Source organism: Micromonospora globosa, assembly GCF_000717585.1.
Taxonomy (GTDB): Bacteria; Actinomycetota; Actinomycetes; order Mycobacteriales; family Micromonosporaceae; genus Micromonospora; species Micromonospora aurantiaca.
The window spans coordinates 1-25632 of the sequence record NZ_JNZR01000031.1 but is presented as its reverse complement, the minus strand read 5'-3'; the positions used below and the strand labels follow the sequence as shown (position 1 = coordinate 25632).

Sequence of the window (25632 nt, the reverse complement as noted above, 5' to 3'; positions counted from 1 at the left end):
CGCCACGCCGTGCCCACGTGACCCGGGAAGGGGTACGGCTGATGGCACGCGAGGTGCACACGGTCGCGGTGATCGGCGCCGGCAAGATCGGTGAGCTGATGCTCTCCGGGCTGCTGCGTTCCGGCTGGCCGGTGGAGCGGCTGCTCGCCACCGCGCGGCGGCCGGCGCGGGCGCGGGAACTGGCCGACCGTTACGGCGTACGGGTGGTGGACAACCTCACCGCCGTGACCGAGGCCGAGGTGCTGGCCGTGTCGGTCAAGCCGCAGGACGCCGCCGCGCTGCTGGACGAGATCGGCCCGAAGGTGCCGGCCGACAAGCTGGTCATCTCGCTCTGCGCCGGTCTGCCGACCGCCTTCTTCAACCGCCGGCTGCCCGAGGGCACCCCTGTGGTCCGGGTCATGACGAACACCCCGGCGCTCGTCGACGAGGCGATGAGCGCGATCTCGGCGGGCGCGTACGCCACCGGCGAGCACCTGGCGCTGGCCGAGGAGATGTTCTCCCCGCTCGGCGCCACCGTCCGGGTGCCCGAGTCGCAGCAGGACGCGGTCACCGCGCTGTCCGGCTCCGGCCCGGCCTACTTCTACCTCCTGGTCGAGGCGATGATCGACGCGGGCATCCTGCTCGGCCTGCCGCGCCAGGTGGCGCACGAGCTGATCGTGCAAACCGCGATCGGCTCGGCGGTGATGCTGCGCGATTCCGGCGAGCACCCGGTGAAGCTGCGCGAGGCGGTCACCTCGCCCGCGGGCACCACCATCTCGGCGATCCGTGAGCTGGAGAACCACGGCGTACGCGCGGCCATGCTGGCGGCGCTGGAGGCGGCCCGGGACCGGGCGCGGGAACTCGCCGCCCAGGCCGACTGACGCCCAGGCCGACTGACGCCCAGGCGGACTGACGCTCAGCCGGGCCGCGACGCCGGTCCTGGTCGCCGGTGCCGGCGCAGCAGCAGGATCAGCACGGCCAGCGCGAGCGTCCCCCACAGCGGCACCCAGCGGGGCCGGTGCTGGGCGAGTGTGCCGACCGCGCCGCCGACGCTGTAGCTGACCAGGGCGAGCAGTCCGAGCAGGGTGCCCCGCCGGGCCCGGCCCCGGCCCGCGGTGGGGCCGAGCAGCCAGCGGGCGGCCCGCTCACCGGTCTTCGTCGTGGTGTCCGACTGGTACGTGATCGGCGTCGCGATGCCCGCGGTCCGGCTCGCCAGGGTGGTGAGGCTGCCCATGGCTACCGCGCCCGCGGCGGCGAGCAGCACCCGGGACGCCGTGCCGTGCCGGCCGTACGCGAGCACCAGGTTGAGCACCGTCCAGACGATCATGGCGGCCTCGGTGACCGCGATGTCGACGAGCGGCGCCACCGTCGGCCGGGTTCGGCGGCGGAGCAGATTCACCAGTCCGGCGGCGGTGGCGAACGCGACGATCGAGGCCGCCGAGACCGGCCACGTGGGATGCCCGCCGGCCGGTCCCATGCCGAGGAAGATGGCGTTGCCGGACTGGTTGGCGACGAACGCGCCGTACCGCAGGAACGCGAAGGCGTCCAGCGCGCCGGCGGTGACGACGGCGAGTACGAGCGCTGCGAGCGGGTGCCGGAACTCGCGGTAGGAGTCCGCGGGGCCGTACGGCGCCGACCGGTTCACCCTTCCCCCGTCCGTGTGCAGGAGCGACCCCGGCAGCGTCATCGTTTCGCTGTCGGACCGCTGCGGCGAACCTACTATATGTCGCATATATAGGTTTTCGGCCGTTTCGGTGGGCGGTCGCCGGCGGACGGGGTGACATGGCGGCGAGCGGACGCGCGGCCGGCCGGCCGGCCCGCCACAACCTCGTGGCGATCGTGTCGATCGTCGTCCTGTCCGGCGCGTTCTTCGGCTACAACCAGGGCGTCATCAGCGGTGCGCTGCACGACATCCGGCACACGTTCGACGTGGACACCTTCGAGGTGGAGGTGGCGGCGAGCTGGGTGACGCTCGGCGCGCTGGCGGGCGCGCTCGCCGGTGGTCACCTCGCCGACCGGATCGGCCGGCGCGGCGCGCTGTGGGTCGCCGCCGGGGCGTACGTCGTCGGCACGATCGTGCAGGCCGCGGCGCCGGCCATCGGCGCCCTGCTCGGCGCGCGGCTGCTGCTCGGCGTGGGCATCGGCGTGGCCTCGGTCGCCGGGCCGATGTTCGCGGCCGAGGCGGCGCCGGAACGGATCCGCGGCGGCCTGCTCGCGGTCTACCAGTTCTCGACCACCTTCGCGATCTTCATCGGCTACCTGGCGGACGAGCTGTTCACCGGCGGCGAGTCGTGGCGCTACCTGCTCGGCGCGGCGGTCGTGCTGGGCGTGGCGCTGATCCTGGTGACAGTGGTGGTGCCGGACTCGGCGGTCTGGTACCTCAAGCGGGGCGACCGGCGCCGCGCCCGGGAGTCGCTGCGCCGGACCGTTCCCGAGCAGCGGGTGGAGCAGCGCCTCGGCGAGATCGAGAAGAGTCTGCACGGCCGCACGGCGAGCTGGCGGGAGCTGCTGTCACCGCAGTGGCGGCGTCCGCTCGCGCTCGGCGTCGGGCTGGCGCTGTTCCAGCAGACGACAGGCATCAACGGCATCATCTACTACGCCGACTCGATCTTCTCGGCGGCCGGATTCCGTACCCCGGAGGCACAGCTCTCCGCGACCACCTGGGCGATCGGCGCGGTGGACGCGGCGTTCGCGCTCGTCGCGGTGGGCCTGCTCGACCGCGTCGGCCGCCGGCCGCTGCTGCTGGTCGGCCTGGCCGGGATGGCGGTCTCGCTCGCCGTGGTGAGCGTCAGCTTCCTGGGCGCGGGCACCGGGCGCGGCGACGGCCGGATCACCACCTCGGGCCTTTTCCTGCTGGTCGGAGTGGTCTTCTTCGTCGCGTTCTACGCGGTGTCGATCGGGCCGGGCGCGTGGACCGTGATCAACGAGATCTATCCCGGTCCGATCCGCGGCCGGTGCGTGGCGATCGCGTCCGCGACCCACTGGGGCACCGAGTACCTGATCACGCAGTTCTTCCTGAGCCTGCTCGACGCGCTGGGCCGGTCGGGCGTGTTCGCGCTCTTCGCCGGGCTGTGCGTGCTCGGCTTCCTGTTCGTCCGGCGCTACCTGCCGGAGACCAAGGGCCGGACGCTGGAGCAGATCCAGCAGATGTGGGTCGCCGACTACCACCGGCGCGAGCGGGCCCACACCGGTTCCTGAAATCTCCCTGAACGGGCTGCGGGCGGACCAAACCGCTCTTACCGTGACGCAATAGCTGAAACCGTACAGAAGGTGCGGACGAAGGGATCGCGAAGTGCATCTCACGCCGAAGGAATTCGACAAGCTGACGATCCACTCGTTGGCGATGGTGGCAAACGCCCGCAAGGCGCGCGGGGTCAAGCTCAACCACCCCGAGGCGGTGGCGGTCATCTGCGCCGCGGCGCTCGAAGGCGCGCGCGAGGGCAAGACCGTCGAGGAGGTCATGAACGACGCGAGCCACGTGCTCACGGCCGACGACGTGATCCCCGGCGTGGCGGACATGATCCCGATGCTCCAGGTCGAGGCGGTCTTCACCGACGGGTCACGGTTGATCACCGTCCACTCACCCATCCAGTAGAGCAGCGACCGGAGGCCACGGTCTCCGGCAGAGCGGGGGCGACATGGCGAAGCAACACCCGGGACCGAACTCCAAGCACCTTCGGCCCATCGGCGGCTACAAGCTCAGCGACCAACCTCTGGAGCTCAACGCCGGGCGGCCGGTGACCGAGGTGGTCGTGCACAACACCGGTGACCGGCCCATCCAGGTCGGCTCCCACTTCCACTTCTTCGAGGCCAACCGCTTCCTGGAGTTTGACCGTCCGTCGGCGTTCGGCAAGCGGTTGAACATCCCGGCCACGACCTCGATCCGGTTCGAGCCCGGCGACCGCAAGACCGTCCAGCTCGTCCCGTACGGCGGCTCCCAGCGGGTGTACGGCTTCAACGGCCTGGTCCAGGGCTGGACCGGCGACGGGCCGATCCCCGGCTACCGGCCGGACCGGGCCGAGGCGCTCCACCAGGCCCAGACGCGCGGCTTCAAGACCACGTCGCAGCAGCAGGACCAGGGCAAGGGCCAGAGCAAGGGTCAGGGCAAGGGCCAGGACAAGAGCGGCAAGGGCGACAAGTAGCCGGCAATCCTTCGACGCGCCAGAGCTGGAGCGACAACGCATGAGTCAGATCTCACGGCAGGAATATGCCGGAATGTACGGCCCGACCACGGGCGACCAGATCCGTCTGGGTGACACCGACCTCTACATCGAGATCGAGAAGGACCTGCGGGTCCTCGGTGACGAGGTCATGTACGGCGGTGGCAAGACCCTGCGCGACGGCATGGGCAGTGCCAGCCAGGCCACGAGCGCCGAGGGCGTGGTGGACCTGGTGATCACCAACGTGACCGTCGTGGACGCGCTGCTCGGCGTGGTCAAGGCGGACGTGGGGATCAAGGACGGCAGGATCGCCGGGATCGGCAAGGCCGGCAACCCCAACATCATGGACGGGGTGACCCCGGGCCTGGTGACCGGTCCGGGCACCGACGCGATCTCCGGTGAGCACCTGATCCTGACCGCCGGCGGCATCGACGCGCACGTCCACCTGGTCACCCCGCAGCAGGTGTACGCCGCGCTCAGCAACGGCGTCACCACCCTCTGGGGCGGCGGCACCGGGCCCACCGACAGTACCAACGGCGTCACCATCACGCCCGGTCCCTGGAACATCCACAACATGATGCGGTCGTTCGAGAACCTGCCGATCAACATCGGCCTGCTGGGCAAGGGCAACAGCAGTGGCCGGGCGCCGCTCGTCGAGCAGATCATGGCCGGGGTGCCCAGCTTCAAGATCCACGAGGACTGGGGTGCGCCGCCCGCGGTGATCCGGTCCTGCCTGGCCGTCGCCGACGAGTACGACGTCCAGATCAGCATCCACACCGACACGCTCAACGAGAGCGGCTACATCGAGGACAGCATCGCCGCCTTCGAGGGCCGGACCATCCACACCTTCCACACCGAGGGTGCCGGCGGCGGGCACGCGCCGGACATCATCAAGGTCGCCGGCCAGATGAACGTGCTGCCCGCCTCGACCACGCCGACGGTGCCGTACGGCATCAACAGCCAGTCCGAGCTGTACGACATGATCATGGTCTGCCACAACTTCAACCCGAAGGTGCCCTCGGACGTCGCCTTCGTGGAGAGCCGGATCCGCACCGAGACCATCGCCGCCGAGGACGTGCTCCTCGACGAGGGCGTCATCTCGATGATGCAGAGCGACTCGCAGGCCATGGGCCGGGTGGGGGAGACCTGGCTGCGCACCGTCCAGCTCGCCGGGCAGATGAAGAACGTCCGCGGCAAGCTGGCCGAGGACTCCGACGCCAACGACAACTTCCGCGTCCTGCGCTACGTCGCCAAGATGACCATCAACCCGGCGATCACCCAGGGCGTCTCGCACGTCATCGGCTCGGTCAGCCCGGGCAAGCTCGCCGACCTGGTGCTCTGGGAGCCCGCGTTCTTCGGCACGAAGCCGAAGATGGTGCTCAAGGGCGGCATGATCGCCTGGTCGATCATGGGCGACCCGAACGCGTCGCTGCCCACCCCGCAGCCGGTCTACTACCGGCCCATGTTCGGCGCCACCGGCTCCCAGGTCGCCAAGAACTGCGTGACGTTCGTGTCCCGGGCCGCGCACGAGTCGGGGGTGGCCGAACAGCTCGGTCTGCAACGGCAGGTCATGCCGGTCTACGGCTGCCGCAACCTGACCAAGCGCGACATGGTGCGCAACGACCGTACGCCGAAGCTCGAAGTCGACCCGGAGACCTTCGCCGTGAAGATGGACGGCGTGCACGCGACAGTGCCGGCGGCCAAGAACCTCCCCCTCAGCCAGCTCTACTTCTTCAGCTGACCCGGCGCGGTGCCCGCCCCCGGCCGGGCCGGTGGCGGGGTCGCGTGAAAGGAGAACACATGCTCGTCGAAACGGTACTCGGCAACGTGAACGAGCCGGCCTGGACCGAGCGGCTCCGGGAGGCCAAGGTCGACGACCTGGTCCTCGACCAGTGGGACGCCCAGAAGAGCCGGCTGCGCCGCACCACAAGCCTCGGCACCGAACTGGCGCTGTCCCTGGCCCGCGGCGTACGGCTGCGCGACGGCGACGTGCTGGCCTGGGACGACGCCACCGCGACCGCGGTGGTGGCCCGGATCGCGCTCGGCGAGGTGATGGTCGTGCACCTCGACACGCTGCACGGGGAGTCCCTGGACATGGTGATCCGCTCGGCCGTCGAACTGGGCCACGCGATCGGCAACCAGCACTGGCCGGCGGTGGTGAAGGGCACCAAGATGTACGTCCCGCTGACTGTGGACCGCAAGGTCATGGACTCGGTGATGCGGACCCACGCGTTCACCGGTCTCACCCACGAGTTCATCCCCGGCACCGAGATCATCGCGTACCTGGCCCCGCACGAGTCGCGGCGCCTGTTCGGCGGGGCCGACTCGACCCCGCACACACACCTGCCCGCCGACCTGAACTGAGGGGCCGGGGTGTCCACGGTGACCGAGGCACTGAAACTGCTCCAGTTCGGCGACTCGGTCTTCCCGGTCGGCGCCTTCTCCTTCTCCAACGGGCTGGAGACGGCGGTCGAGCAGGGCGCGGTGCACGACCGGACCACGTTGCAGGAGTTCGTGCGTACCGTCACGCGCGCCGCCGCCACCGGTGACGGGGTGGCGCTGCTCGTGGCGCACCGCGCCGCCCGCGCCGGCGACCTCGACCGGATCCGGGCGGCCGACGAGGCCGTACACCTGCGCAAGATCAACGAGGAGACGCGGACGATGACCGTCCGCATGGGGCGCAAGCTGGCCGAGGCCGCCGAACGGGTGGTGGGGGAGTCCCTGCTGCGCAAGCGCGTCGCGGAGAGCGGCGGCGGCGTCCCGGTCACCTACCCGGTCGCGCTCGGCGTGCTCTTCGCCGAACTCGGCGTGGGCGAGGCGGACGCGTTCGCCGCCCACCAGTACGGCGCGGCCTCCATGGTGCTCGGCGCGGCGGTCCGGCTCATGCGGGTGGACCACCTCGACACCCAGTCGATCCTCTTCGCGGTCAACGAGCGGGTCGGCGAGGACTACGAGGAGGTGCGCACCGCCGGGCTCGACGACATGCAGAGCTTCGCACCGCACCTCGACGTGCTGGCCGGCGCGCACCAGCACGCACACGTACGGATGTTCATGAGCTGAGCGCTCACCCACCTGAAGGGCTTTCGGAAATGAAATCAGCGAGTCGGATCGGCGTCGGCGGCCCGGTGGGCAGCGGCAAGACGGCCATCATCGAGGCCGTCGTGCCCCGCCTGGTCGAGCAGGGCCTGCGCATCCTGGTCATCACCAACGACGTGGTCACCACCGAGGACGCCAAGCACGTCCGCCGCGCCCTGACCGGCGTGCTGGTGGAGGAACGCATCGTCGGCGTGGAGACCGGCGCCTGCCCGCACACCGCTGTTCGCGAGGACCCCAGCATGAACCTCGCCGCGGTCGAGGACATGGAGGCGCGGTTCCCGGACAGCGACGTCGTGCTCATCGAGAGCGGCGGCGACAACCTCACGCTCACCTTCAGCCCCGCGCTGGTCGACTACTTCATCTACGTGATCGACGTGGCGGCCGGCGACAAGATCCCGCGCAAGAACGGCCCCGGTATCTCCAAGTCCGACATCCTCGTGATCAACAAGACCGACCTGGCCCCGTACGTCGACGCCGACCTGGACGTGATGGCCCGCGACGCCGAGCTGATGCGCGGCGGCAAGCCGTTCGTCTTCACCAACTGCAAGACCGGCGAAGGCATCGACGACCTGGTGGACCTGGTCCGCCGCAACGCGCTCTTCGACGCCGAAGTCCTCGCATGACCACTCTGGACTCCGTCCGGGAACTCGCGCCGTACCAGGATCAGCCGGCGCAGCTGCCGGCCGCCGCGAACGGCAAGGTGGGCATCCTCCGGCTGGGGTTCGAACGGCGCGAGGACCGGACCATCATGCGCGACGTCTTCCGGCAGTCCCCGCTGCTGGTGCAGCGCGCGCTGTACTGGGACGAGGAGATGCCGGGCCTGCCCTGCGTCATGATCCTCACCACCTCCGGCGGCGTGCTCCAGGGCGACCGGCTGCGGATGGACGTCGACCTGGGGCCGGGCGCGCAGGCGCACCTGGTCACCCAGGCCGCCACCAAGATCCAGGAGATGGACGCCAACTACGGCACCCAGGCCCAGAGCTTCACCCTGGCCGACGACGCCTACCTGGAGTTCCTGCCCGAGCCGGTGATCCCGTTCCGGCGCAGCCGGTTCGTCTCCGACACCGTGGTCCGGCTGCCGGAGACCGCCACCATGCTGTACGCCGAGGTGCTCCAGCCCGGCCGCAAGTACTACCGCGACGGCGAGATCTTCGCGTACGACCTGTTCTCCACCACCCTGCGGGCGCAGCGGCCCGACGGGCGGCCGCTGTTCGTCGAGAAGTTCGTCATCACGCCCGGCCGGTTCCCGGTGTCGCGGATCGGGATGATGGACCGCTTCCACGTCTTCGGCAACGTCGTGCTGCTCACCGACCCGGACCGGGCGGCCCGGGTCTTCGAACGGACCGCGACGCCGGTGTGGGACGAGCAGACACCGCTGGCCACCGCGGTCAGCCGGCTGCCGAACGACGCCGGCCTGGTGTTCAAGGTGCTCGGTCAGGAGACCGAACCGGTCCGCGCCGCGGTACGCGCGTTCTGCACTGCCGCCCGCGAAGAGGTGACCGGCTGCACCTTCCCGCCGGTCTTCAGCTGGCGTTGAGGCGAGGAGGGCAGCGACATGGCCGACATCGGACGAGGCTGGCGCCACCTGGCCGACCGGAACCCGCTGGTCCGGTTCGTCGACGCCGGCCTGCGCGGCGCCGCGCAGGTGGTGCTCCAGAACAACCCGCTCAGCGGCCTGCTCATCCTGATCGCGCTCGCCTGGGGCGCGTTCGAGAACGGGACGCCCCGCGTGTTCGGCGGCGGCGTGCTCGGCCTGGTCGTGGGCACCGCGACCGCGCTGGCGCTGCGGGTCGACATGTCGAGCTGGCGCAAGGGCCTGTTCGGCTTCAGCCCGCTGCTGACCGGGCTCGCGGTGCCCACGTTCCTCGACCAGCGCCCGCTGATGTGGCTCTACCTCGTGCTCGGCGCGATCGGCACGGTGGTGGTCACGCTCGCCCTCAACGCCGTCTTCAAACGCTGGAACCTGACCGCCTACACGTTCCCGTTCGTGCTCACGACCTGGTTCCTGCTGATGGCGGCGTACCAGTTCGACAGGTTCACAGTGCTCACCAAGCTGACGCCGAAGTTCCCCGGTGAGGGATCGCTGACCGGCGGCACGTTCGACTGGGGCCTCATCCCGGTCTTCTTCAAGGGCGTGTCCCAGGTCTACCTGATCGAGAGCTGGGTCACCGGCCTGCTCATCCTCGTCGCCCTGCTGATCAACTCCCGGTGGTCGGCGCTGTTCGCGGTGATCGGCGCCGTCGGCGCGACACTGCTGGCGCTCTGGTTCGGCGCCGACGGCGCGTCCCTGGACAAGGGGCTGTTCGCCTTCAACGCGGTGCTGACCGCGATCGTGGTGGGCGCTGTCGCGAACCGCCCCGGCGCGCTGGTGACCGTCTACACGCTGTTCGGCATCGCGCTGACGCTGTTCGTGCAGATGGCGCTGACCACCATGCTCACGCCGCTCGGCATCCCGGTGCTGACCGGGCCGTTCAACATCGCCACCTGGCTGTTGCTGCTGCCGGACCGGCACTTCGCGCCGGTACCGAACCACGAGCGGGTGAAGGACACCGTGCTGCACACCGTCCGCGACTCCGTCAACCTGCGATAGAAGGAGGGAAACCGTGTCCGCTCCGAACGCGGGTGACACCGCCTGGGTGCTCGTCTGCGCCGGCCTCGTCCTGTTCATGACGCCGGGGCTCGCCGCGTTCTACGGCGGCATGGTCCGAACCCGCAACGTGCTGGCGATGCTGCAACAGAACATGATCGCGCTCGGCGTGGTCAGCCTGACCTGGGTGCTCGTCGGCTACACGATCGCCTTCGGCGACGACGCCGGCAGCGGGCTGTTCGGCAACCTGGAACTGTTCGGGCTCACCGACCTGAAGGTGCCGCCCGCACCCAACCTGCACGTGGTCGACGGCCGGATCACCATCCCGACGCTGGCGTTCGTGCTGTTCCAGATGATGTTCGCGGTGATCACACCCGCGCTCGTCACCGGCGCCACCGCGGGCCGGCTGCGCTTCGGCGGCTGGGTGCTGTTCCTCGCGGTCTGGTCGATAGTGGTCTACGCGCCGATCGCGCACTGGATCTGGCACCCCGGCGGGTGGCTGGCGAAGTTCGGCACCCAGGACTGGGCCGGCGGGCTGGTCGTGCACGCCAGCGCCGGCGCCGCCGTCCTCGCCGTCCTGCTCGTCGTCGGCCGACGCCGGGACTGGCCGCACACCGCCGCGCCGCCGAACTCGATCCCGCTGACCATCGTCGGCGCCGGCGTCCTCTGGTTCGGCTGGTTCGGCTTCAACGGCGGCGACGGCCTCCAGGCCAACGGCCTCGCCGCCCAGGCCGTCCTCAACACGCACCTCGCCGCCGCCGCGGCGATGCTCGTCTGGCTGGCGCTGGAACGCGTCACCGACGGACACAGCACCGTCGTGGGCGCGGTCTCCGGCGCGGTGGCGGGCCTGGCGACGGTCACCCCGACCGCCGGGTACGTCAACGCGGCCTCGGCCGTCGCGATCGGCGCGCTGGCCGGCCTGGTCTGCCACTTCGCGCTGAAGCTGAAGTACCTGCTACGCCTCGACGACGCGCTCGACGTGCTCGCCGTGCACTTCGTCGGCGGCATGCTCGGCACGCTCCTGCTCGGCCTGTTCGGCAACCGCGGGGTCAACCCGCTCGGCGCCGACGGGCTGTTCCTCGGCGGCGGAGGCGGCCTGCTGTGGCGCCAGCTCGTCGGCGTGGTGAGCGTGGTCGCGTTCTCGTTCGTCCTGACCTGGCTGATCGCCGCCGGGGTGCAGGCGCTCATCGGCCTGCGTGTGCCGCCGGCCGATCAGGAACGCCTGGACCAGGCGCAGCAGGGCGCCGACGCGTACCACCTTGGTGGCGTGACCAGCCTGACCGCGCCGGGCGCGCCCCGGCGCCGTAGCGCGGCGGCGCCGGCCGGCGAAGCGTCCGTGCCACCCGGTCAGCGGGTACGGGTGGTCACCGCGCTGCTGGAACCGGACCCGGCCGCGAACAGCGCCGACCTGCGCGACGCGCTGCTGCGCGCGGGCGCGATCTCGGTCATCGTCAGCGACGCCGCCGTGGCGACGACGACGCCACAGGCGAGCCTGCTGCCGCGCGGCTACTGGCAGGACCAGCCGTTGTCGGCCCGGCTGCGCGTCACAGTGCTGGTGGGTGCGGACGGGGTGGGTGCGGTGCTGGACGAACTGGACCGGATGGGGGCCCGGCGGAGCGATACCTTCGTGCAGGAGGCGGAACGCGTCCAACCCTGACAGGCGGGTGCCTGCCATCGATTCGAGTCTGGTAACCCGTCCCCTCACTCGGCAAGCACATCGAGACGTCTGATCCTTGAGTGTTGGAACGCGATGACGCAGGCTGTGCGTATGGGGCGACAGCATCTGCCGAACCTCGACCCGCCACCCGGATACGGCCCTCGCCGTGCGCTGGGATCGGACGGCTCGTGCTAACGAGCAATGGCCGACTCGACAGGTCAAGCCGTCGAGTCCCGCGGCGGGACATGATCATCCGCCCATTCCCCGTCTTGGCGGCGGACCAACCGCCTGAGGCCGTCCTGGATCGCTTGCGTGGGTGGGCGGAGGGGCAGGCCGAGGACGCGGTTGCCTGGTACCTGCGCGACAAGGCGGTGCGCCGCACGATTTCCCGCCTGCTGCGCGGCTGCGCCATCCTGCTGGGGATCGCCGGCGGAGTCGTACCCCTGGTTAGCGCGGCGAGCGCTGGGAGCGGCGCCAGCTGGGGATATGTCCTGCTCGCCATGGCCGGTGGCTGTCTGGCCTTCGATCACTTCTTCGGCCTGTCCTCGGCCTGGATGCGCGACATCGCTACCGCGCAGGCGCTTCAGCGGGCGCTCACCGAGTTCCGGCTGGACTGGGTGACCACGGAACTGCGCACCTCAGCCACTGAGGAAGCGGTGCTACGGCGGCGCGAGGAACTGATCCGCGTGCTCGTGCTGCGGACGGCCGAGTTGGTCGAGGCGGAGACCGGCGAGTGGCTGAGTGAGTTCCGGAGCAACATCGGCGACCTGAACCGGCGGAACGGATGGTCGCCCGCAACGGGTCACCCCTCTGTCGGAGCGGGTCAATCGGCCGGCCCTGACGGCAAGCAGGCCGATATCACTTGAGGCCGCCTCGGTTGCGATGCTGCACGGAATGTGTAGTGCTCGCGTAACTCGTGAAATGCGTCAAGCGTTACGTCCGGCTCGTATTGCGGCGGATCATCGCTCTTGGCTTCTGCTGCGGTGACGGCCGCGGGATCCCAATGGGACAGCGCGACCAAGCCGCGCCAGAGGTCGGAATCGTGGTGGGTGCCGTAGCGGGCCCAGGCGGCGAGCATCCCCGCTCGCTTGGCCATTGCCACGTCCTTGCTCAAGCTGTCGCCCACGTACAGACAGTGGGCGGCTGGAACGCCCAGCTGCTCGGCGATCTGACGGGCGATCTCCGGATTGGGCTTGCGTGCCGTCGGTGGCAGTACCCGAACCTCGATTGCGGCCGGAACAGACCGTCGATCGGCGCCCAAAGGGTGAGGCGGCCCGACGAACCGGGGCGCGTAGATCGCCTCCAACATCGCGTCCAACCCGAGCGACCTCGCTCGACTGCTGATGTTCACGTCCTTGGCCTCGGTGTGCCCCACAACGTGACAACCTGTGGCCTTGATAGTCTGGAGCGTGCTTTCCACGTCCGGGTAGAGGTGGAGGTGGCGTCGCCGGACCTCGTTGAAGGCGGCGAAGGCCGGAAGCAGGTGCTCGTGTCGTGCTCGTTGGCTCATCCCGGGCAGGCGTCGCTCGACGGCCGAGGTCTCGAGCAGCGCGAAGGGGTGCTCGGTATTGCCGTGGTTGCGGTGCACGGCCTGGAGGTCGCTCCGCAACTCGTCCTCGGACACGTCGAGGATCTCGGCGGCCACGGCCACCATCGCCCGCACTGCGGGCACAAAGTACGCCACCCAGTCGTACAGCGTGTTGTCCATGTCGAGGATGAGGGCGTGCACGACCTGGCGCCTGGTGGTCATGGGGAAACGACCTTCCAGGGAGCAATCTCGAGTCGGCCGTCTGCCCCGGTTACCAGCGGGGCCCGCCAGGTCATGAAGCGCTCGAATGAGCCCTGCTGTTGACTCCGGTACATTTCCAACTCCACGACGGGACCCGCCATCCGGATCAGGTTGAAGAAGTTACGCCGCCCGTCTGACGATCTCGAGCCGCTGCTCCCACCACCGACGATGTTGAAGCGTCCCAGGTCCCAGCGTTCGTTGCTGTATTCGGGGAGATGGTACGCCTCGGTACGCCAGACGAACGCGCGGTGTTTGTGCCCGTGCACCGCGAGGTGCACCCCGTCACGGGCGGCCAGGCGCTGGATCCTGGGTGCGTCGATGGCGATCCCGAAACCGGTCGCGTACTCGTCGGGCGATTCGAGGTCCTCGGTCAGCGCGAGATGATGATGCAGCGCGAGCACGCGCAGGGCTGATCCAGGGTTCGACCAGGCGAGCGCGCTGGTCACCTCGCGGTACGCGGACTCCTGCACCCGGCCCATGCCCGCCAGGAACGACTGCCCCTGTTCCAGTGAGCTGGAGTTGACCGCGGCGATGTCGACAAGGTTGCCGCCAGGGAAGATGAAACGGCGAGCCATCGAGAGGTGGGGCGAGGCCGGGTATCCGTAGAGCGCTCGAAAGAACTCCCGGTAGTTGGCCGTTGCCGCCGCCGGAGCCACCTCGACCGGTGCTCCATATTCGTACGAGTCACCGCGGGTCCAGGCGATGTCGTGATTGCCGGGTATGACGACGAGGTGCTCCATGCCCAGCCCGAGCAGCCCATTGGTGAGCTTGAAGAGGCCAGCCCGCGCCGCCGCGAACTCGTCGCGGTGGGCGACATAGGTGAGATCGCCTGTGACGAGGACCGCTCCGACCGACCGCTGGTCACGAGCCAGGGCATCGGAGATCGCGTCGACCATGGTCGGGCGGGTAGCGCCGTCCTCGGTCTCCAGCCGCCACTGATGCTCCGACCGAAACCGCCCCGCCGCATAGTGCGGATCGGTGAGGTGCAGCAGCCACGGCCCCGGGCAGGCGATCGGCTCGGGAGACAGCGCGCCGTCCTGGCGTGGCGACGCTGTCAGGAACCGCTCGCTGGAGTCAGCCGGCTGGGCCGGCCGGATCTCCCAGATGGTGGTGTCCATCGCGCGCAGCTCGTCAGCGTCCAGGATCCGCTTACCCACCAGCCGCTCCAGTTGGCTCCGTGGATGATGGGGCAACGGCGGTGCGGAGGCGAAGGAGAACCTCCCGAAGAATTCCATCGGCTCCTCGGCCAGGGCCACCAGCCGTAGCCAGCCCCGGCTGTGCCGACTCGCCCGATAATAGGGTGGAACGCCGTCCCGTTCGGCGTCGGGCGGACTGAGCGAGGTGAAGGCCCCGAGTTCGTCCGGCTGCGGCAGGATCACGCGTTCGACGATGGCGGGATGAACGAGGCCCGTCCCGGAGTGGAACAGCCCGATCGGCACCCGACGTCCCTCCAGCGTCTCGCGTTCGAGCGCCTTCCACACCTCCAGCCGGCCGGGTTCGTTGGGTCGTTTCCACCAGCCCCACCAGCACCAACCACGCTCCTGCAGGACGGCGCGATGCTCGGGCAGGGTGTCGGCGACCAGGTCCCGGTACCGGAACAGGTACCGCGGGTCCGGGGTGCTGGAGCTGGGCGAACGATCGCTCATGCCAGTGAGCCTCCGACGACGGGCGAGGGGCGTCCGGGCAAGCCGATGGCCGATCCGGGAGGAACCATCTGTATACCCGAGCGCGACCATGCCCGATACCCGGCGCCGGCTTGCGGCGGTGACGCCCAGGCCCCGGCGTTTGACGACGTGCATCGAGGTGCGGCGTGTGCCGTGTGGAAGCTTCCCTCTGGACGGTCGTGCCGCATACTGGCCCGGTGTTCACTCTCGCCCAGGCGCGTCACCTGGTGGCCACGTTGCGGCCGCGCGTTGACGAGCTGATCCGGCTGCGGGCCGACCTGGCCGAGTTGCGGGTCGACCTGGCCGACCACGGCGTCAGCGCGCTCGGCGGGCTCGCCGAGGTGAAGGCGCTGGAGGCGCGGCTGCACGCGGTGGTGGACGAGTTCCACCAGCATGAGATCGCGGTCAAGGGGATCGCCCCGGTGCTGCTCGACTTCCCCGGTGAGCGCGACGGCCGGGCGGTGCTCTGGTGCTGGCTGGAGGGCGACACCGACATCCGGTGGTATCACCGGGTCGAGTGCGGTTTCGCCGGCCGTCGTCCGGTCTGAGTCGACCCGTCCGCGCCTGATCTGCGTCGATCTGCCCCCACTGGCGGAATCCTTCAGCCCGCTCCGCGAAACCGGCAACGATTTGTAGGCGTAAGTCGCTATGCGCGCCCGGCCGCAAATCGGTGATCTTCCATGCGGTGTGATCTTATTGATATCTATCTCTCACCACCACTTCACGCCTCCAGGAGTGCGACGTGCGGAGATCCCGTCTTGCCACCCTCGCCCTGACTCTGGCCGCCTCGGTCGGGGTCACTCTGTCTCTGGCCGCCCCCGCCCAGGCGGCCCCGTCCGACCGCTACGTCGCGCTCGGCGACTCGTACGCCTCCGGCGTCGGCGCCGACAGCTACACCTCCGAGAGCGGTAACTGTCTACGCAGCACGAACGCCTACCCGGCGCTCTACAACACCAACATCAAGCCCGCGTCGTACCGTTCGGTCGCCTGCTCCGGCGCCACCACGGCGGACGTCATCAACAGCCAGCTCTCCGCGCTCTCCTCGACCACCACGCTGGTCAGCGTCACTGTGGGCGGCAACGACGTCGGCTTCGCCAACATCATGAGCACCTGCGTGCTCCAGGGGGAGACCCAGTGCGTGGCGGCCGTGCAGTCCGCCATGAACGTGGCCCGTACCTCGATGCCGGGCCGGCTCGCCAACGTCTACAACGGCATCAAGAGCCGCTCGCCCTCGGCCCGCGTCGTGGTGGTCGGCTACCCGGTCTTCTACCAGCTCGGCACTCCCTGCGTCGGGCTCAGCGCGACGTCCCGGGCGAAGATCAACGAGGGCATCAACCTGCTCGACGACATCACCCGCACGGCCGCCGTCTCGGCCGGCTTCACCTTCGCCGACGTCCGCTCCATCTTCGTCGGCCACCAGCTGTGCAGCTACGGGACGAAGTGGCTGCACGCGCTCAACGTGCTGAGCCTGAGCAAGTCGTACCACCCGACGGCCGCCGGGCAGTCCGGCGGCTACTACCCGGTGTTCCGGGCCGCCGCCGGCTGACCCGATCCGCGGCAGCGGCACGCCTCCCCCGGGGGGGCGTGCCGCTTCGCCGTGCCCGGCGGCGGGTGCGCCGGTCAGGCCGGCAGGACCTTCTCGATCGCCGCGCGCAGCTCGGGATCCTCGGGTGTGACCTGCGGGCCGAACCGGGCGGCCACCGTGCCGTCCGGCGCGACGAGGAACTTCTCGAAGTTCCAGCGCACGTCGCCGGTGTGCCCCTCGGCGTCCGGCGTGGACACCAGCTCCGCGTAGAGCGGGTGCCGGTCCGGCCCGTTGACGTCGACCTTTTCCGTCAGCGGGAACGTCACGCCGTAGTTGACCTGGCAGAACTCCTCGATCTCGGCGGCGCTGCCCGGCTCCTGGCCGGCGAACTGGTTGCACGGCACCCCGAGCACCGTCAGCCCGCGTCCGGCGTACGTGTCGGCGAGTTCCTGAAGGCCCGCGTACTGCGGGGTGAGGCCGCAGCGGGAGGCCACATTGACCACGAGCAGGGCGCGGCCGCGGTAGCGGCCGAGGTCGGCCGGGCCGCCGGTGAGGGCGTCGATCTGGACGTCGAAAACGGTCATGGGACGAGGCTACGACCCCTCGCGCCCACCGTCCCGCGTCACCCGTGAAATCGATGCATCTACATCTTGACGAAGTGGTGACGGCGTGAGTAGCGTCTCAGCAATCAATTTGGAAAGTTTCCTAACTATTGGAGGGACGCCGTATGAAGAGATCGCTCCGCCGGGCCCTGTGGGCCACCGGCGCCGTGGTCGCGCTCGCGGTCGCCGCGGTGCCCATGACCACCGCGTCGGCCGCCGGCAGCGTCACCGCCACGTTCGCCAAGGTGCAGGACTGGGGGACCGGCCACGAGGGACGGGTGACAGTCACCAACGGCACCAGCTCCACCCTCAACGGCTGGCGCATCGAGTTCACGCTGCCCTCCGGCACCTCGATCAGCAGCTCCTGGGACGCCGACATCACCCGCAGCGGTGACCGCTACGTGGCGGTCAACAAGAGCTGGGCGTCGACGCTCGCCCCCGGCGCCAGCTTCAGCTGGGGCTACAACGGCACCGGCGCGTACAAGGCACCGGTGAGCTGCACGATCAACGGCGGCTCCTGCACCGGCGGCGGCACGCCGACGACCACCGCGCCGACCACGGCGCCGCCGACCACCACGCCACCCACCACCACGCCGCCGACGACCACCCCGCCGACCACGCAGCCGCCGACCACGCCGCCGCCCGGCGGCAAGAAGATCGTCGGCTACTTCGCCGAGTGGGGCGTCTACGCCCGCAACTACCACGTCAAGAACATCCACACGAGCGGCTCGGCGGCGAAGCTGACCCACATCCTGTACGCCTTCGGCAACACCACCGGCGGCCGGTGCAGCATCGGGGACAGCTACGCCGACTACGAGAAGGCGTACACCGCGGCGGACAGCGTCGACGGCGTCGCCGACACCTGGGACCAGCCGCTGCGCGGCAGCTTCAACCAGCTGCGCAAGCTGAAGAAGATGTACCCGAACCTGAAGGTGCTCTGGTCCTTCGGCGGCTGGACCTGGTCCGGCGGCTTCACCCAGGCCGCGCAGAACCCGGCCGCGTTCGCCGACTCCTGCTACTCCCTGGTCAAGGACCCGCGCTGGGCGGACGTCTTCGACGGCATCGACATCGACTGGGAGTACCCGAACGCCTGCGGCCTCCAGTGCGACAGCAGCGGCCCGAACGCGTTCAAGAACGTGATCTCGGCGCTGCGGAGCAAGTTCGGCTCCAGCTTCCTGGTCACCGCGGCGATCACCGCCGACGGCAGCAACGGCGGCAAGATCGACGCCACCGACTACGCCGGCGCCGCGAACAACCTCAACTGGCTGATGCCGATGACGTACGACTACTTCGGCGCCTTCAACGCCCAGGGGCCGACCGCGCCGCACTCGCCGCTCTACTCCTACGCGGGCATCCCGCAGCAGGGCTTCTGGTCGGACGCGGCGATCCAGAAGCTCAAGTCCAAGGGCGTACCGTCCAGCAAGCTGCTGCTCGGCGTCGGGTTCTACGGACGCGGCTGGACCGGTGTGACCCAGGCCGCACCCGGCGGCAGCGCCACCGGCGCGGCCCCGGGCACCTACGAGGCCGGCATCGAGGACTACAAGGTGCTCAAGAACAGCTGCCCGGCCACCGGCACCGTCGGCGGCACGGCGTACGCCAAGTGCGGCAGCAACTGGTGGAGCTACGACACCCCGTCGACCATCGGCGGGAAGATGAGCTACGCCAACAGCCAGGGCCTCGGTGGCGCGTTCTTCTGGGAGCTCTCCGGTGACACCAGCAACGGTGAGCTGATCGGCGCCATCAAGGGCGGTCTCGGCTGAGCCGAGGGCCGACGCACCACCCACCCGGCGGGGAGGGGCCGCACCGGCCCCTCCCCGCCCGCGTGCCGTCCTGGCCGAGCGCGCCGATCCGGATCAGGATGGGGAGTCATCCGACCGATCTGGCCGGATGTGGCACACTCGCCGCTCGACGAGTCCACGCGACGGGAGGACAGATGGGTCGCAGCCACCGGGGCCGGTTCACCGGGCTCGCGCTCCTCGCGCTCCTGCCGGCGGCCCTGGCCGCCTGCGGCTCGGGCGGCCAGAGCGGCGACACCCCGCCCAGCGGGAAGGCGCCGGCCGAGGAGGCGGCGGCCAAGAGCCGGGAACGCGTGCAGGCGTACCTGGACGCGCTGACCGCCCGCGACGCCGCCGCCGGCCGCAGCCAGCTCTGCGCGCCCATGCACGCCGCCTTCGACTCCGCCGCCACCGGCCCGAACGGCGACTTCGCCGACCACTTCACGGTGCCCGAGGCGACGATCACCGAGGTCCGCTCCGGCCCGAACGGCCAGGAGGTCAGCGCCTCGATCACTGTTGCCGCCGGCTCGCGCAAGGCCGCCCGGTCGCTGCTGTTCACCGTCACCCGCAACGGCGCGGACTGGTGCATCTCCGGCGAGGCGCCCGGCGAGCGCGCGGTCGAGCCGACCGCCGACCCGGCGGGGCCGCCGCCGCCGGCGATGGCGCCCTCGCCGGTGTCCTCCCAGTGACCGGAACCATCCCCCTCGGCGGTGAGTGATCGCGACGGTCGCCGTACGCTTTCCTTCATGCGCCATGAGTGGCATCAGCTGAGTCACCCCGCCGTGGGCAGCCCTGGTCTGCAGACCAGCCGCCCGACCGCCGACTCCGCCGAGGACGCGGCCCTCGGCCTCGACCGATGGCGGGAGCTGCCGCGCGCGCAGACCCCACCCTGGGACGACCCGGCCCAGGTCGCCGAGGTCTGCCGGGTGCTGGACACGGTGCCCTCGGTGGTCGCGCCCTACGAGGTCGACCAGTTGCGGCAGCGGCTCGCGCTGGTCTGCGAGGGCAAGGCGTTCCTGCTCCAGGGCGGTGACTGCGCGGAGACCTTCGCCGACAACACCGAGAGTCACCTGCTCGCCAACGCCCGCACGCTGCTCCAGATGGCCATCGTGCTCACCTACGGCGCGTCGCTGCCGGTGGTCAAGGTCGCCCGGGTCGCCGGCCAGTACACCAAGCCCCGGTCGCTGCCGACCGACGCCCGGGGCCTGCCGGCCTACCGCGGCGACATGATCAATTCCCTGGAGGCCACGCCGGAGGCGCGGGTCGCCGACCCGCAGCGCATGATCCGGGCGTACGCGAACTCGGCCGCCGCGATGAACATGCTCCGGGCGTACCTGGCCGGTGGGCTGGCCGACCTGCACGCCGTGCACGACTGGAACAAGGACTTCGTCCGGCGGTCCCCGGCCGGCGAGCGCTACGACGCGATCGCCCGCGAGATCGACCGGGCGCTGGCCTTCATCCGCGCCTGCGGCATGACCGACGACGAGGCGCTGCGCACCGTCACGCTGCACTGCTCGCACGAGGCGCTGGCGCTGGAGTACGACAGGGCGCTGACCCGGATCTCCAACGGCAAGGCGTACGGGCTGTCCGGGCACTTCCTCTGGATCGGTGAGCGGACCCGGCAGATCGACGGGGCGCACATCGACTTCATCTCCCGCATCGCCAACCCGATCGGCGTCAAGCTCGGCCCGACGACCACCCCGGACGAGGCGATCGAGCTCTGCGAGAAGCTCAACCCGGACAACATCCCCGGCCGGCTCACGCTGATCAGCCGGATGGGCAACCACCGGGTCCGGGACGCGCTGCCGCCGATCGTCGCCAAGGTCACCGCCGCCGGGGCGAAGGTCGTCTGGCAGTGCGACCCGATGCACGGCAACACGCACGAGTCCTCGAACGGCTACAAGACCCGGCACTTCGACCGGATCGTCGACGAGGTGCTCGGCTACTTCGAGGTGCACCGGGGCCTGGACACCCACCCGGGCGGCCTGCACGTCGAGCTGACCGGCGAGGACGTCACCGAGTGCCTCGGCGGTGCCCAGGGCATCGAGGATCTCGACCTGCCCGACCGGTACGAGACCGCCTGCGACCCCCGGCTGAACACCCAGCAGTCGCTGGAGTTGGCGTTCCTGGTGGCGGAGATGCTCCGTGGCTGACGCGAGGAGTGAGCTTGCGAGCCCCGCAGTCGGCAGCCGGAGGAGGCACAGTGGCTGACGCGAGGAGTGAGCTTGCGAGCCCCGAACTGATCGATCTGCGGACGGACACCGTGACCCGGCCGACGCCGGGGATGCGGGAGGCGATGGCCGCCGCCGAGGTGGGCGACGACGTCTACGGCGAGGACCCGACGGTCACCGCGCTGGAGGCCGAGGTGGCCGCGCTGTTCGGCCACGAGGCGGCGCTGTTCGCCCCGAGCGGCTCGATGGCCAACCAGATCGCGCTCCAGCTGCACGTACCACCCGGCGACGAGCTGCTCTGCGACGCCGACGCGCACGTCGTCACGTACGAGGTCGGCGCCGCCGCCGCGTACGGCGGGATCTCCTCGCGGACCTGGCCCGCGGTGGGCGCGGAGCTGGACCCCGACGTGGTCGCCGGGATGATCCGGCCGGACGGCTACTTCGCGGTGCCCACGCGCGCGATCGCCGTGGAGCAGACCCACAACCGGGGCGGCGGTGGGGTGATCCCGCTGCCGACGCTGCGCCGGATGCGTGAGGTCGCCGACGAGCACGGGGTGGCCCTGCACTGCGACGGCGCGCGGATCTGGCACGCGCACGTGGCCGACGGGGTGCCGCTGGCCGAGTACGGCGTGCTGTTCGACACGCTCTCGGTGTGCCTCTCCAAGGGCCTCGGCGCGCCGGTCGGCTCGCTTGTGGTGGGCAGTGCCGAGAAGATCGCCCGGGCGCGGTTCCTGCGCAAGCGGATGGGCGGCGGCATGCGGCAGGTCGGCATCCTCGCCGCCGCCGGCCGGTACGCGCTGGCGCACCACGTCGAGCGGCTCGCCGACGACCACGTGAAGGCGGCCCGGCTGGCCGAGGCGGTCGCCCCGCACGGCGTGCTCGCGTCGGTGGTGCGGACCAACATCGTGCCGCTGGACCTGACCAAGCACCCGTTGGACGCGCACGCGCTGGCGACTGCCGCGCGGGCGGAGGGGTTGCTGATCTCGGTGCTCGGCCCGCGTACCGCCCGGCTGGTCACCCACCTGGACGTCACCGACGCGCAGATCGACCGCACCGCCACCATCCTGAACACCGCCCTGCGCGCCTGACCCGCGGGCCCCACTGCGCCCCGCGCTCCCCGCGAGGGGGGCGGGCGGACCCGTCAGGGGTGGAGGCGCTTCAGGGTGGCGATGTCGGCGGCGTGGCCGATGTGCTTCTCCGTGGGGGTCTCCACCAGCACGGGCACCCCGGCGGTCGCCGGGTGGCGCATCAGCTCGGCGAACGCCGGCTCGCCGATGGTGCCCTTGCCGATGTTCTCGTGCCGGTCCCGGGTGGAGCCGCACAGGTCCTTCGAGTCGTTCGCGTGCACCAGTCGCAGCCGGTCCGCGCCCACCGTGGCGACCAACGTGTCGAGCGTGGCGGTCATGCCACCCTCGGCGGCCAGGTCGTGACCGGCCGCCCAGGCGTGACAGGTGTCGAAGCAGACCCCGAGCATCGGGTGCCGGTCGACCGCGTCCAGGTAGGGGCCGAGGTGCTCGACCCGGGACGCCAGTGACCGGCCGCCCCCGGCGCTCGGCTCGACCAGCAGCATCGGCCCGCCGGTGGCGGCGATCTCGTCGAGCAGCGGGAGCAGCGCCGAGCGGACCTGCCGCAGGGCCACCTCGGCGTGACCGGCGTCGACAGCGCTGCCGGCGTGGAACACCACGCCCTCGGCACCGATCGCCCGGCCCCGCCGCAGCGCGTGCGCCAGCGTCTCCGCCGACCGGGTCACAGTCGCCGGGGTGGGGGAGCCGAGGTTGACCAGCAGCGAGGCGTGGATGAACACGGGCAGCCCGCGCTCGCCGCACCCGTCGCGGAACAACGCGTCCTGCGCCGGGTCGCCGGACGGCAGCGCCCAGCCGCGCGAGTTCGAGACGTAGACCTGCACCACCTCGGACTCGGCCGCGTCCGCGTACGGCAGGGCCGCCCGGGCCAGACCGCCGGAGGTGGGGGTGTGCGACCCCACCCGCCGGCGTCCGTCACATCCGCTCACAGGCACGTCACAGTGATCGTCGTACCCGGCGGCACCGGCGTGTTCTCGACCGGGTTCTGGATCCGGACGATGCCGTTCGGGTTGAGCTGGACGTTGACCGGGAAGCCCTGGCTCTCCAGCGTCTGCTTGGCCTGCTGGCAGGGCATGTCGACCACCCGGGGGACGGCCACTTGCGGCGGGCCCTTGCTGATCTCCAGCTTGACCTGGGCGCCCTTCTCCACGCCGGTGCCGTCGGCCGGACTCTGGCCGAGGATCTCGTCCTTCGGCTTGTCGGAGTCCTTGACGTTCTCCACCGGCTTCAGCCCGAGCTGCGCGAGGATGGTGCGCGCCTCGGTGAGGCTCTTGCCGACCAGGTTGGGCACCGTCACCGGCGCGCGACCCTTGCTGAGGATCACCGTCACCTTCGCCCCGGGCTTGACCACTGTGCCCACCTTCGGGTCGGTGGCCAGCACCACACCCGCGGGCAGCGTGTCGTCGTACCGGGAGGAGCCCTTGGCCACAACCAGGTTGGCGCCCTCCAGCTCGGCCTGGGCCAGCGCGTAGTCCTTGCCCACCACGTCCGGCACCGGCAGCCGCTCCGGACCGAGCGACAGGGTCAGCGTGATCGTGCCGCCCTTGACGATCCGCGCGGCCGAGCCGGGAGACTGCCCGAGCACCGTGTCCTTGGGGACGTTCTCGTCGTGGCGCGGAGTGGCGTACTTCAGCGTGAAGCCGCCGCGCTGGGCCTGCGCCTCCGCGTCGGCCTTGGTCAGGCTGACCATCTGCGGCGCCACCGTGTAGCGGCCCACGCCGAACCACCAGCCACCCACCGCGGCGACCAGGCCGAGCACCACGACCGCCGCGGCGACGGCCAGCCGTCCGCGCGGCGAGCCCATGATCCGGGTACGCAGGGCGGCGAACCCGGTCCCCGGGCCGTCCTCCTCGACGGCGCGGCGCCGGTGCGGGCGCTGCGCGGCGCCGCTCTCGGGCAGCCGTGCCCACGCCGGGCGCTCGACCGGCTGGAGCGCGGCCACCACCTGGGTCGGCTGGCTCAGGACCGCCGTGTCGTCGCTGAGCTGCCGCAGCACAGTGGTGTGCGCGTGCGGGTTGCCCAGCTCCTCGCGGGCCGCCTGCACCTCGCTCAGCAGCGCCGCGGCGTCGGCCGGCCGTCCGGCCGGATCGCGCCGGGTGGCCCGGGCGACGAGCGCGTCGAGAGCCGGCGGCAGCGTCGGCACCAGCGTCGACGGCGCCGGTACGTCCCGGTCGACGTGCTGCCACGCGACCTCCACCGGACGGTCGCCGTCGTAGGGCACCCGGCCGGTGAGCATCTCGAACAGCACGATGCCGGCCGAGTAGACGTCGGTGCGCGGGTCCGCGTGGCCCTGGGTGACCAGCTCCGGCGCCACGTACGCCACCGTCGCCATGAGCTGGTTGCCGTTCTCGTCCTCGGCGCTGGCCTCGACGGCCCGGGCCAGCCCGAAGTCGGCCACCTTGACCACGCTGTCGACGAGGTTGCGGCTCCCGCCGGTGGGCACCTCGGCGACGAGCACGTTCTCCGGCTTGACGTCGCGGTGCACCAGGCCGGCCCGGTGCGCGGCGGCGAGCGCGGCGAGCATCTGCTCGGTGATCGCGAGCGCCTCGTCCGGGTTCAGCCGGCGGCGCTCGGCGAGCACGTCGCGCAGCGTGCGGCCGCGGACGTACTCCATCACCAGGTACGGCAGGCCGGCGTGGATGCCCTGGTCGTAGACCGCCACCACGTTCGGGTGGGTGAGCCGGGCGATCGTCTTCGCCTCGTCGGTGAAGCGTTCGACGAAGCCGGCCATCCGGGCCTTGGCCTGCGGCGCCTGGGTCGGGTGAATGATCTTGACCGCCACGGTGCGCTCCAGGCGCTCGTCGGTGGCGGTGTACACGGTCGCCATGCCGCCACGGGCGACGCGCCCGCGAATGCGGTAGCGCCCCTCGATCAGCGAGCCCAGCAACGTGTCGGCGACCTGTGTGTCCATCGGCAGGCAGTCTATGTGTCGGAGGGATGAAGGTAGAACAGGATGCTACCGCCGGGTTGCGACAAGGGGGGACCGCCGCGCTCCCGGCGGCGGTGCGGGGTGCCGTGCACCGGGTCCGGCGGGCACGTGGCAGGGTGGTCGGGTGACCGATTCCGTACCCGCCGAGACCGGCCCCGAGCTGGCCGGACCGGCCGACCCGGCCGGATGGCTGACGCTGCCCGACGTGGCCGAGCGCCTGGACCTGTCGATCAGCAAGGTGCACCAGATGATCCGCGACCGTGAGCTGATCGCGGTGCGCCGCGACGGCGTCCGCCGGATCCCGGCCGACCTGGTGGCCAACCGCACCGTGCTCAAGCACCTGCCCGGAGTGCTCAACCTGCTCGCCGACGCCGGTTACGACGACGAGGAGGCGCTGCGCTGGCTCTACCGGGAGGACCCCACTCTTCCCGGCACCCCCGCCGTAGCCCTCGGCGGCGACCTGGCCCGAGAGGTGAAACGCCGAGCCCAGGCAGTCGCCTTCTAACCCCGAGGACCGCCTCACCGTTCTCGTTGATCATGAAGTTGGCGGCGGAGTCGATCTCCGAAAGTGCCGCCAACTTCATGATCGACCGCTTCGGGGGCGGGTGTGGGGGTG

At 70.8% G+C, this 25632-nt stretch carries 24 protein-coding genes and 1 pseudogene; 19 read left to right on the top strand and 6 right to left on the bottom strand.

Annotated elements, in window-relative coordinates; genetic code table 11:
• The first annotated feature begins 41 nt into the window (after positions 1-41).
• On the top strand, positions 42-860 hold the full coding sequence (gene proC, locus IF06_RS0125045) for a pyrroline-5-carboxylate reductase (protein ID WP_013287660.1): 819 nt from the start codon (positions 42-44) through the stop codon (positions 858-860).
• 35 nt (positions 861-895) lie between these two features.
• On the opposite strand, the gene IF06_RS0125040 is transcribed toward proC, so the two are convergent.
• Complete coding sequence (locus IF06_RS0125040; RefSeq protein WP_232236767.1) at positions 896-1624, bottom strand: YoaK family protein; 729 nt, start codon at positions 1622-1624, stop codon at positions 896-898.
• 137 nt (positions 1625-1761) lie between these two features.
• Between IF06_RS0125040 and IF06_RS0125035 the strand changes: the two genes are divergently transcribed.
• From IF06_RS0125035 to IF06_RS0124985, 11 genes and pseudogenes are all read left to right on the top strand, one after another.
• Positions 1762-3177, top strand: a complete 1416-nt coding sequence (locus IF06_RS0125035) for a sugar porter family MFS transporter (protein ID WP_030273925.1) — start codon at positions 1762-1764, stop codon at positions 3175-3177.
• A 94-nt stretch (positions 3178-3271) separates the two neighbouring features.
• Positions 3272-3574, top strand: coding sequence for an urease subunit gamma (locus IF06_RS0125030; protein WP_013287657.1), 303 nt, complete (start codon positions 3272-3274; stop codon positions 3572-3574).
• Between the two features lie 43 nt (positions 3575-3617).
• A pseudogene (locus IF06_RS0125025) lies at positions 3618-3953 on the top strand (urease subunit beta); the annotation flags it as partial.
• Positions 3954-4161: 208 nt separating this feature from the next.
• On the top strand, positions 4162-5880 hold the full coding sequence (locus IF06_RS0125020) for an urease subunit alpha (RefSeq protein WP_030273921.1): 1719 nt from the start codon (positions 4162-4164) through the stop codon (positions 5878-5880).
• Positions 5881-5939: 59 nt separating this feature from the next.
• Positions 5940-6503, top strand: coding sequence for an urease accessory protein UreE (ureE, locus tag IF06_RS33700; RefSeq protein ID WP_013475749.1), 564 nt, complete (start codon positions 5940-5942; stop codon positions 6501-6503).
• Positions 6504-6521: 18 nt separating this feature from the next.
• Entirely contained in the window at positions 6522-7199 is a 678-nt protein-coding gene (locus IF06_RS33695; protein ID WP_223201363.1) for an urease accessory protein UreF, read from the top strand.
• Positions 7200-7228: 29 nt separating this feature from the next.
• Positions 7229-7858, top strand: a complete 630-nt coding sequence (ureG, locus tag IF06_RS0125005; RefSeq protein ID WP_013287653.1) for an urease accessory protein UreG — start codon at positions 7229-7231, stop codon at positions 7856-7858.
• A complete protein-coding gene (locus IF06_RS0125000; protein WP_013475751.1) occupies positions 7855-8772 on the top strand; it encodes an urease accessory protein UreD in 918 nt (305 codons plus the stop codon). The genes ureG and IF06_RS0125000 overlap by 4 nt, the downstream gene beginning before the upstream one ends.
• Positions 8773-8790: 18 nt before the next feature.
• Positions 8791-9825 carry an urea transporter gene (gene yut, locus IF06_RS0124995; protein WP_030273918.1) on the top strand — a complete coding sequence of 345 codons (1035 nt, stop codon included), beginning with the start codon at positions 8791-8793 and terminating at the stop codon, positions 9823-9825.
• 13 nt (positions 9826-9838) lie between these two features.
• Positions 9839-11479 carry an ammonium transporter gene (locus IF06_RS0124990; protein ID WP_030273916.1) on the top strand — a complete coding sequence of 547 codons (1641 nt, stop codon included), beginning with the start codon at positions 9839-9841 and terminating at the stop codon, positions 11477-11479.
• Positions 11480-11724: 245 nt separating this feature from the next.
• Positions 11725-12345, top strand: a complete 621-nt coding sequence (locus tag IF06_RS0124985) for an SLATT domain-containing protein (RefSeq protein WP_013287649.1) — start codon at positions 11725-11727, stop codon at positions 12343-12345.
• Here the strand turns inward: IF06_RS0124985 and IF06_RS0124980 are convergent.
• A complete protein-coding gene (locus IF06_RS0124980; RefSeq protein ID WP_013287648.1) occupies positions 12303-13229 on the bottom strand; it encodes an HAD family hydrolase in 927 nt (308 codons plus the stop codon). The genes IF06_RS0124985 and IF06_RS0124980 overlap by 43 nt on opposite strands.
• Positions 13226-14914, bottom strand: coding sequence for a metallophosphoesterase family protein (locus tag IF06_RS0124975; protein WP_030273914.1), 1689 nt, complete (start codon positions 14912-14914; stop codon positions 13226-13228). The genes IF06_RS0124980 and IF06_RS0124975 overlap by 4 nt, the downstream gene beginning before the upstream one ends.
• Before the next feature lie 215 nt (positions 14915-15129).
• On the opposite strand from IF06_RS0124975, the gene IF06_RS0124970 reads away from it, so the two are divergent.
• Positions 15130-15480, top strand: coding sequence for a DUF2203 domain-containing protein (locus IF06_RS0124970; protein ID WP_036311517.1), 351 nt, complete (start codon positions 15130-15132; stop codon positions 15478-15480).
• 194 nt (positions 15481-15674) lie between these two features.
• A complete protein-coding gene (locus tag IF06_RS0124965; protein ID WP_013287645.1) occupies positions 15675-16478 on the top strand; it encodes an SGNH/GDSL hydrolase family protein in 804 nt (267 codons plus the stop codon).
• Between the two features lie 74 nt (positions 16479-16552).
• Here the strand turns inward: IF06_RS0124965 and IF06_RS0124960 are convergent, their stop codons facing one another.
• Positions 16553-17041 (bottom strand): glutathione peroxidase, encoded by a 489-nt coding sequence (locus IF06_RS0124960; RefSeq protein ID WP_013287644.1) that lies wholly within the window; start codon positions 17039-17041, stop codon positions 16553-16555.
• A gap of 143 nt (positions 17042-17184) precedes the next feature.
• On the opposite strand from IF06_RS0124960, the gene IF06_RS0124955 reads away from it, so the two are divergent.
• The 4 genes from IF06_RS0124955 to IF06_RS0124940 all read left to right on the top strand — a co-directional run bounded on the left by IF06_RS0124955 (position 17185) and on the right by IF06_RS0124940 (position 22093).
• Positions 17185-18819, top strand: a complete 1635-nt coding sequence (locus IF06_RS0124955; RefSeq protein WP_013287643.1) for a glycosyl hydrolase family 18 protein — start codon at positions 17185-17187, stop codon at positions 18817-18819.
• A gap of 173 nt (positions 18820-18992) precedes the next feature.
• Positions 18993-19523 carry a hypothetical protein gene (locus IF06_RS0124950; RefSeq protein WP_030273909.1) on the top strand — a complete coding sequence of 177 codons (531 nt, stop codon included), beginning with the start codon at positions 18993-18995 and terminating at the stop codon, positions 19521-19523.
• A gap of 57 nt (positions 19524-19580) precedes the next feature.
• Positions 19581-20987 carry a class II 3-deoxy-7-phosphoheptulonate synthase gene (locus IF06_RS0124945; RefSeq protein ID WP_013475760.1) on the top strand — a complete coding sequence of 469 codons (1407 nt, stop codon included), beginning with the start codon at positions 19581-19583 and terminating at the stop codon, positions 20985-20987.
• A gap of 86 nt (positions 20988-21073) precedes the next feature.
• Positions 21074-22093 carry a threonine aldolase family protein gene (locus IF06_RS0124940; RefSeq protein ID WP_030273907.1) on the top strand — a complete coding sequence of 340 codons (1020 nt, stop codon included), beginning with the start codon at positions 21074-21076 and terminating at the stop codon, positions 22091-22093.
• 53 nt (positions 22094-22146) lie between these two features.
• Here IF06_RS0124940 and IF06_RS0124935 read toward each other — a convergent pair whose 3' ends face one another.
• On the bottom strand, positions 22147-23016 hold the full coding sequence (locus IF06_RS0124935; protein WP_030273905.1) for a deoxyribonuclease IV: 870 nt from the start codon (positions 23014-23016) through the stop codon (positions 22147-22149).
• Positions 23013-24998 (bottom strand): Stk1 family PASTA domain-containing Ser/Thr kinase, encoded by a 1986-nt coding sequence (pknB, locus tag IF06_RS0124930; RefSeq protein ID WP_013287638.1) that lies wholly within the window; start codon positions 24996-24998, stop codon positions 23013-23015. The genes IF06_RS0124935 and pknB overlap by 4 nt, the downstream gene beginning before the upstream one ends.
• 142 nt (positions 24999-25140) lie before the next feature.
• On the opposite strand from pknB, the gene IF06_RS0124925 reads away from it, so the two are divergent.
• Positions 25141-25521, top strand: a complete 381-nt coding sequence (locus tag IF06_RS0124925; RefSeq protein WP_013287637.1) for an Rv2175c family DNA-binding protein — start codon at positions 25141-25143, stop codon at positions 25519-25521.
• Positions 25522-25632 lie beyond the last annotated feature (111 nt).

Bases quoted from the DNA above. Each gene is read 5' to 3' on its own strand.
- proC (WP_013287660.1), top strand. From the start codon at position 42: ATGGCACGCGAGGTGCACACGGTCGCGGTGATCGGCGCCGGCAAGATC.
- IF06_RS0125035 (WP_030273925.1), top strand. From the start codon at position 1,762: ATGGCGGCGAGCGGACGCGCGGCCGGCCGGCCGGCCCGCCACAACCTC.
- IF06_RS0125020 (WP_030273921.1), top strand. From the start codon at position 4,162: ATGAGTCAGATCTCACGGCAGGAATATGCCGGAATGTACGGCCCGACC.
- ureE (WP_013475749.1), top strand. From the start codon at position 5,940: ATGCTCGTCGAAACGGTACTCGGCAACGTGAACGAGCCGGCCTGGACC.
- ureG (WP_013287653.1), top strand. From the start codon at position 7,229: ATGAAATCAGCGAGTCGGATCGGCGTCGGCGGCCCGGTGGGCAGCGGC.
- IF06_RS0125000 (WP_013475751.1), top strand. From the start codon at position 7,855: ATGACCACTCTGGACTCCGTCCGGGAACTCGCGCCGTACCAGGATCAG.
- yut (WP_030273918.1), top strand. From the start codon at position 8,791: ATGGCCGACATCGGACGAGGCTGGCGCCACCTGGCCGACCGGAACCCG.
- IF06_RS0124985 (WP_013287649.1), top strand. From the start codon at position 11,725: ATGATCATCCGCCCATTCCCCGTCTTGGCGGCGGACCAACCGCCTGAG.
- IF06_RS0124980 (WP_013287648.1), bottom strand. From the start codon at position 13,229: ATGACCACCAGGCGCCAGGTCGTGCACGCCCTCATCCTCGACATGGAC.
- IF06_RS0124975 (WP_030273914.1), bottom strand. From the start codon at position 14,914: ATGAGCGATCGTTCGCCCAGCTCCAGCACCCCGGACCCGCGGTACCTG.
- IF06_RS0124960 (WP_013287644.1), bottom strand. From the start codon at position 17,041: ATGACCGTTTTCGACGTCCAGATCGACGCCCTCACCGGCGGCCCGGCC.
- IF06_RS0124955 (WP_013287643.1), top strand. From the start codon at position 17,185: ATGAAGAGATCGCTCCGCCGGGCCCTGTGGGCCACCGGCGCCGTGGTC.
- IF06_RS0124950 (WP_030273909.1), top strand. From the start codon at position 18,993: ATGGGTCGCAGCCACCGGGGCCGGTTCACCGGGCTCGCGCTCCTCGCG.
- IF06_RS0124945 (WP_013475760.1), top strand. From the start codon at position 19,581: ATGCGCCATGAGTGGCATCAGCTGAGTCACCCCGCCGTGGGCAGCCCT.
- pknB (WP_013287638.1), bottom strand. From the start codon at position 24,998: ATGGACACACAGGTCGCCGACACGTTGCTGGGCTCGCTGATCGAGGGG.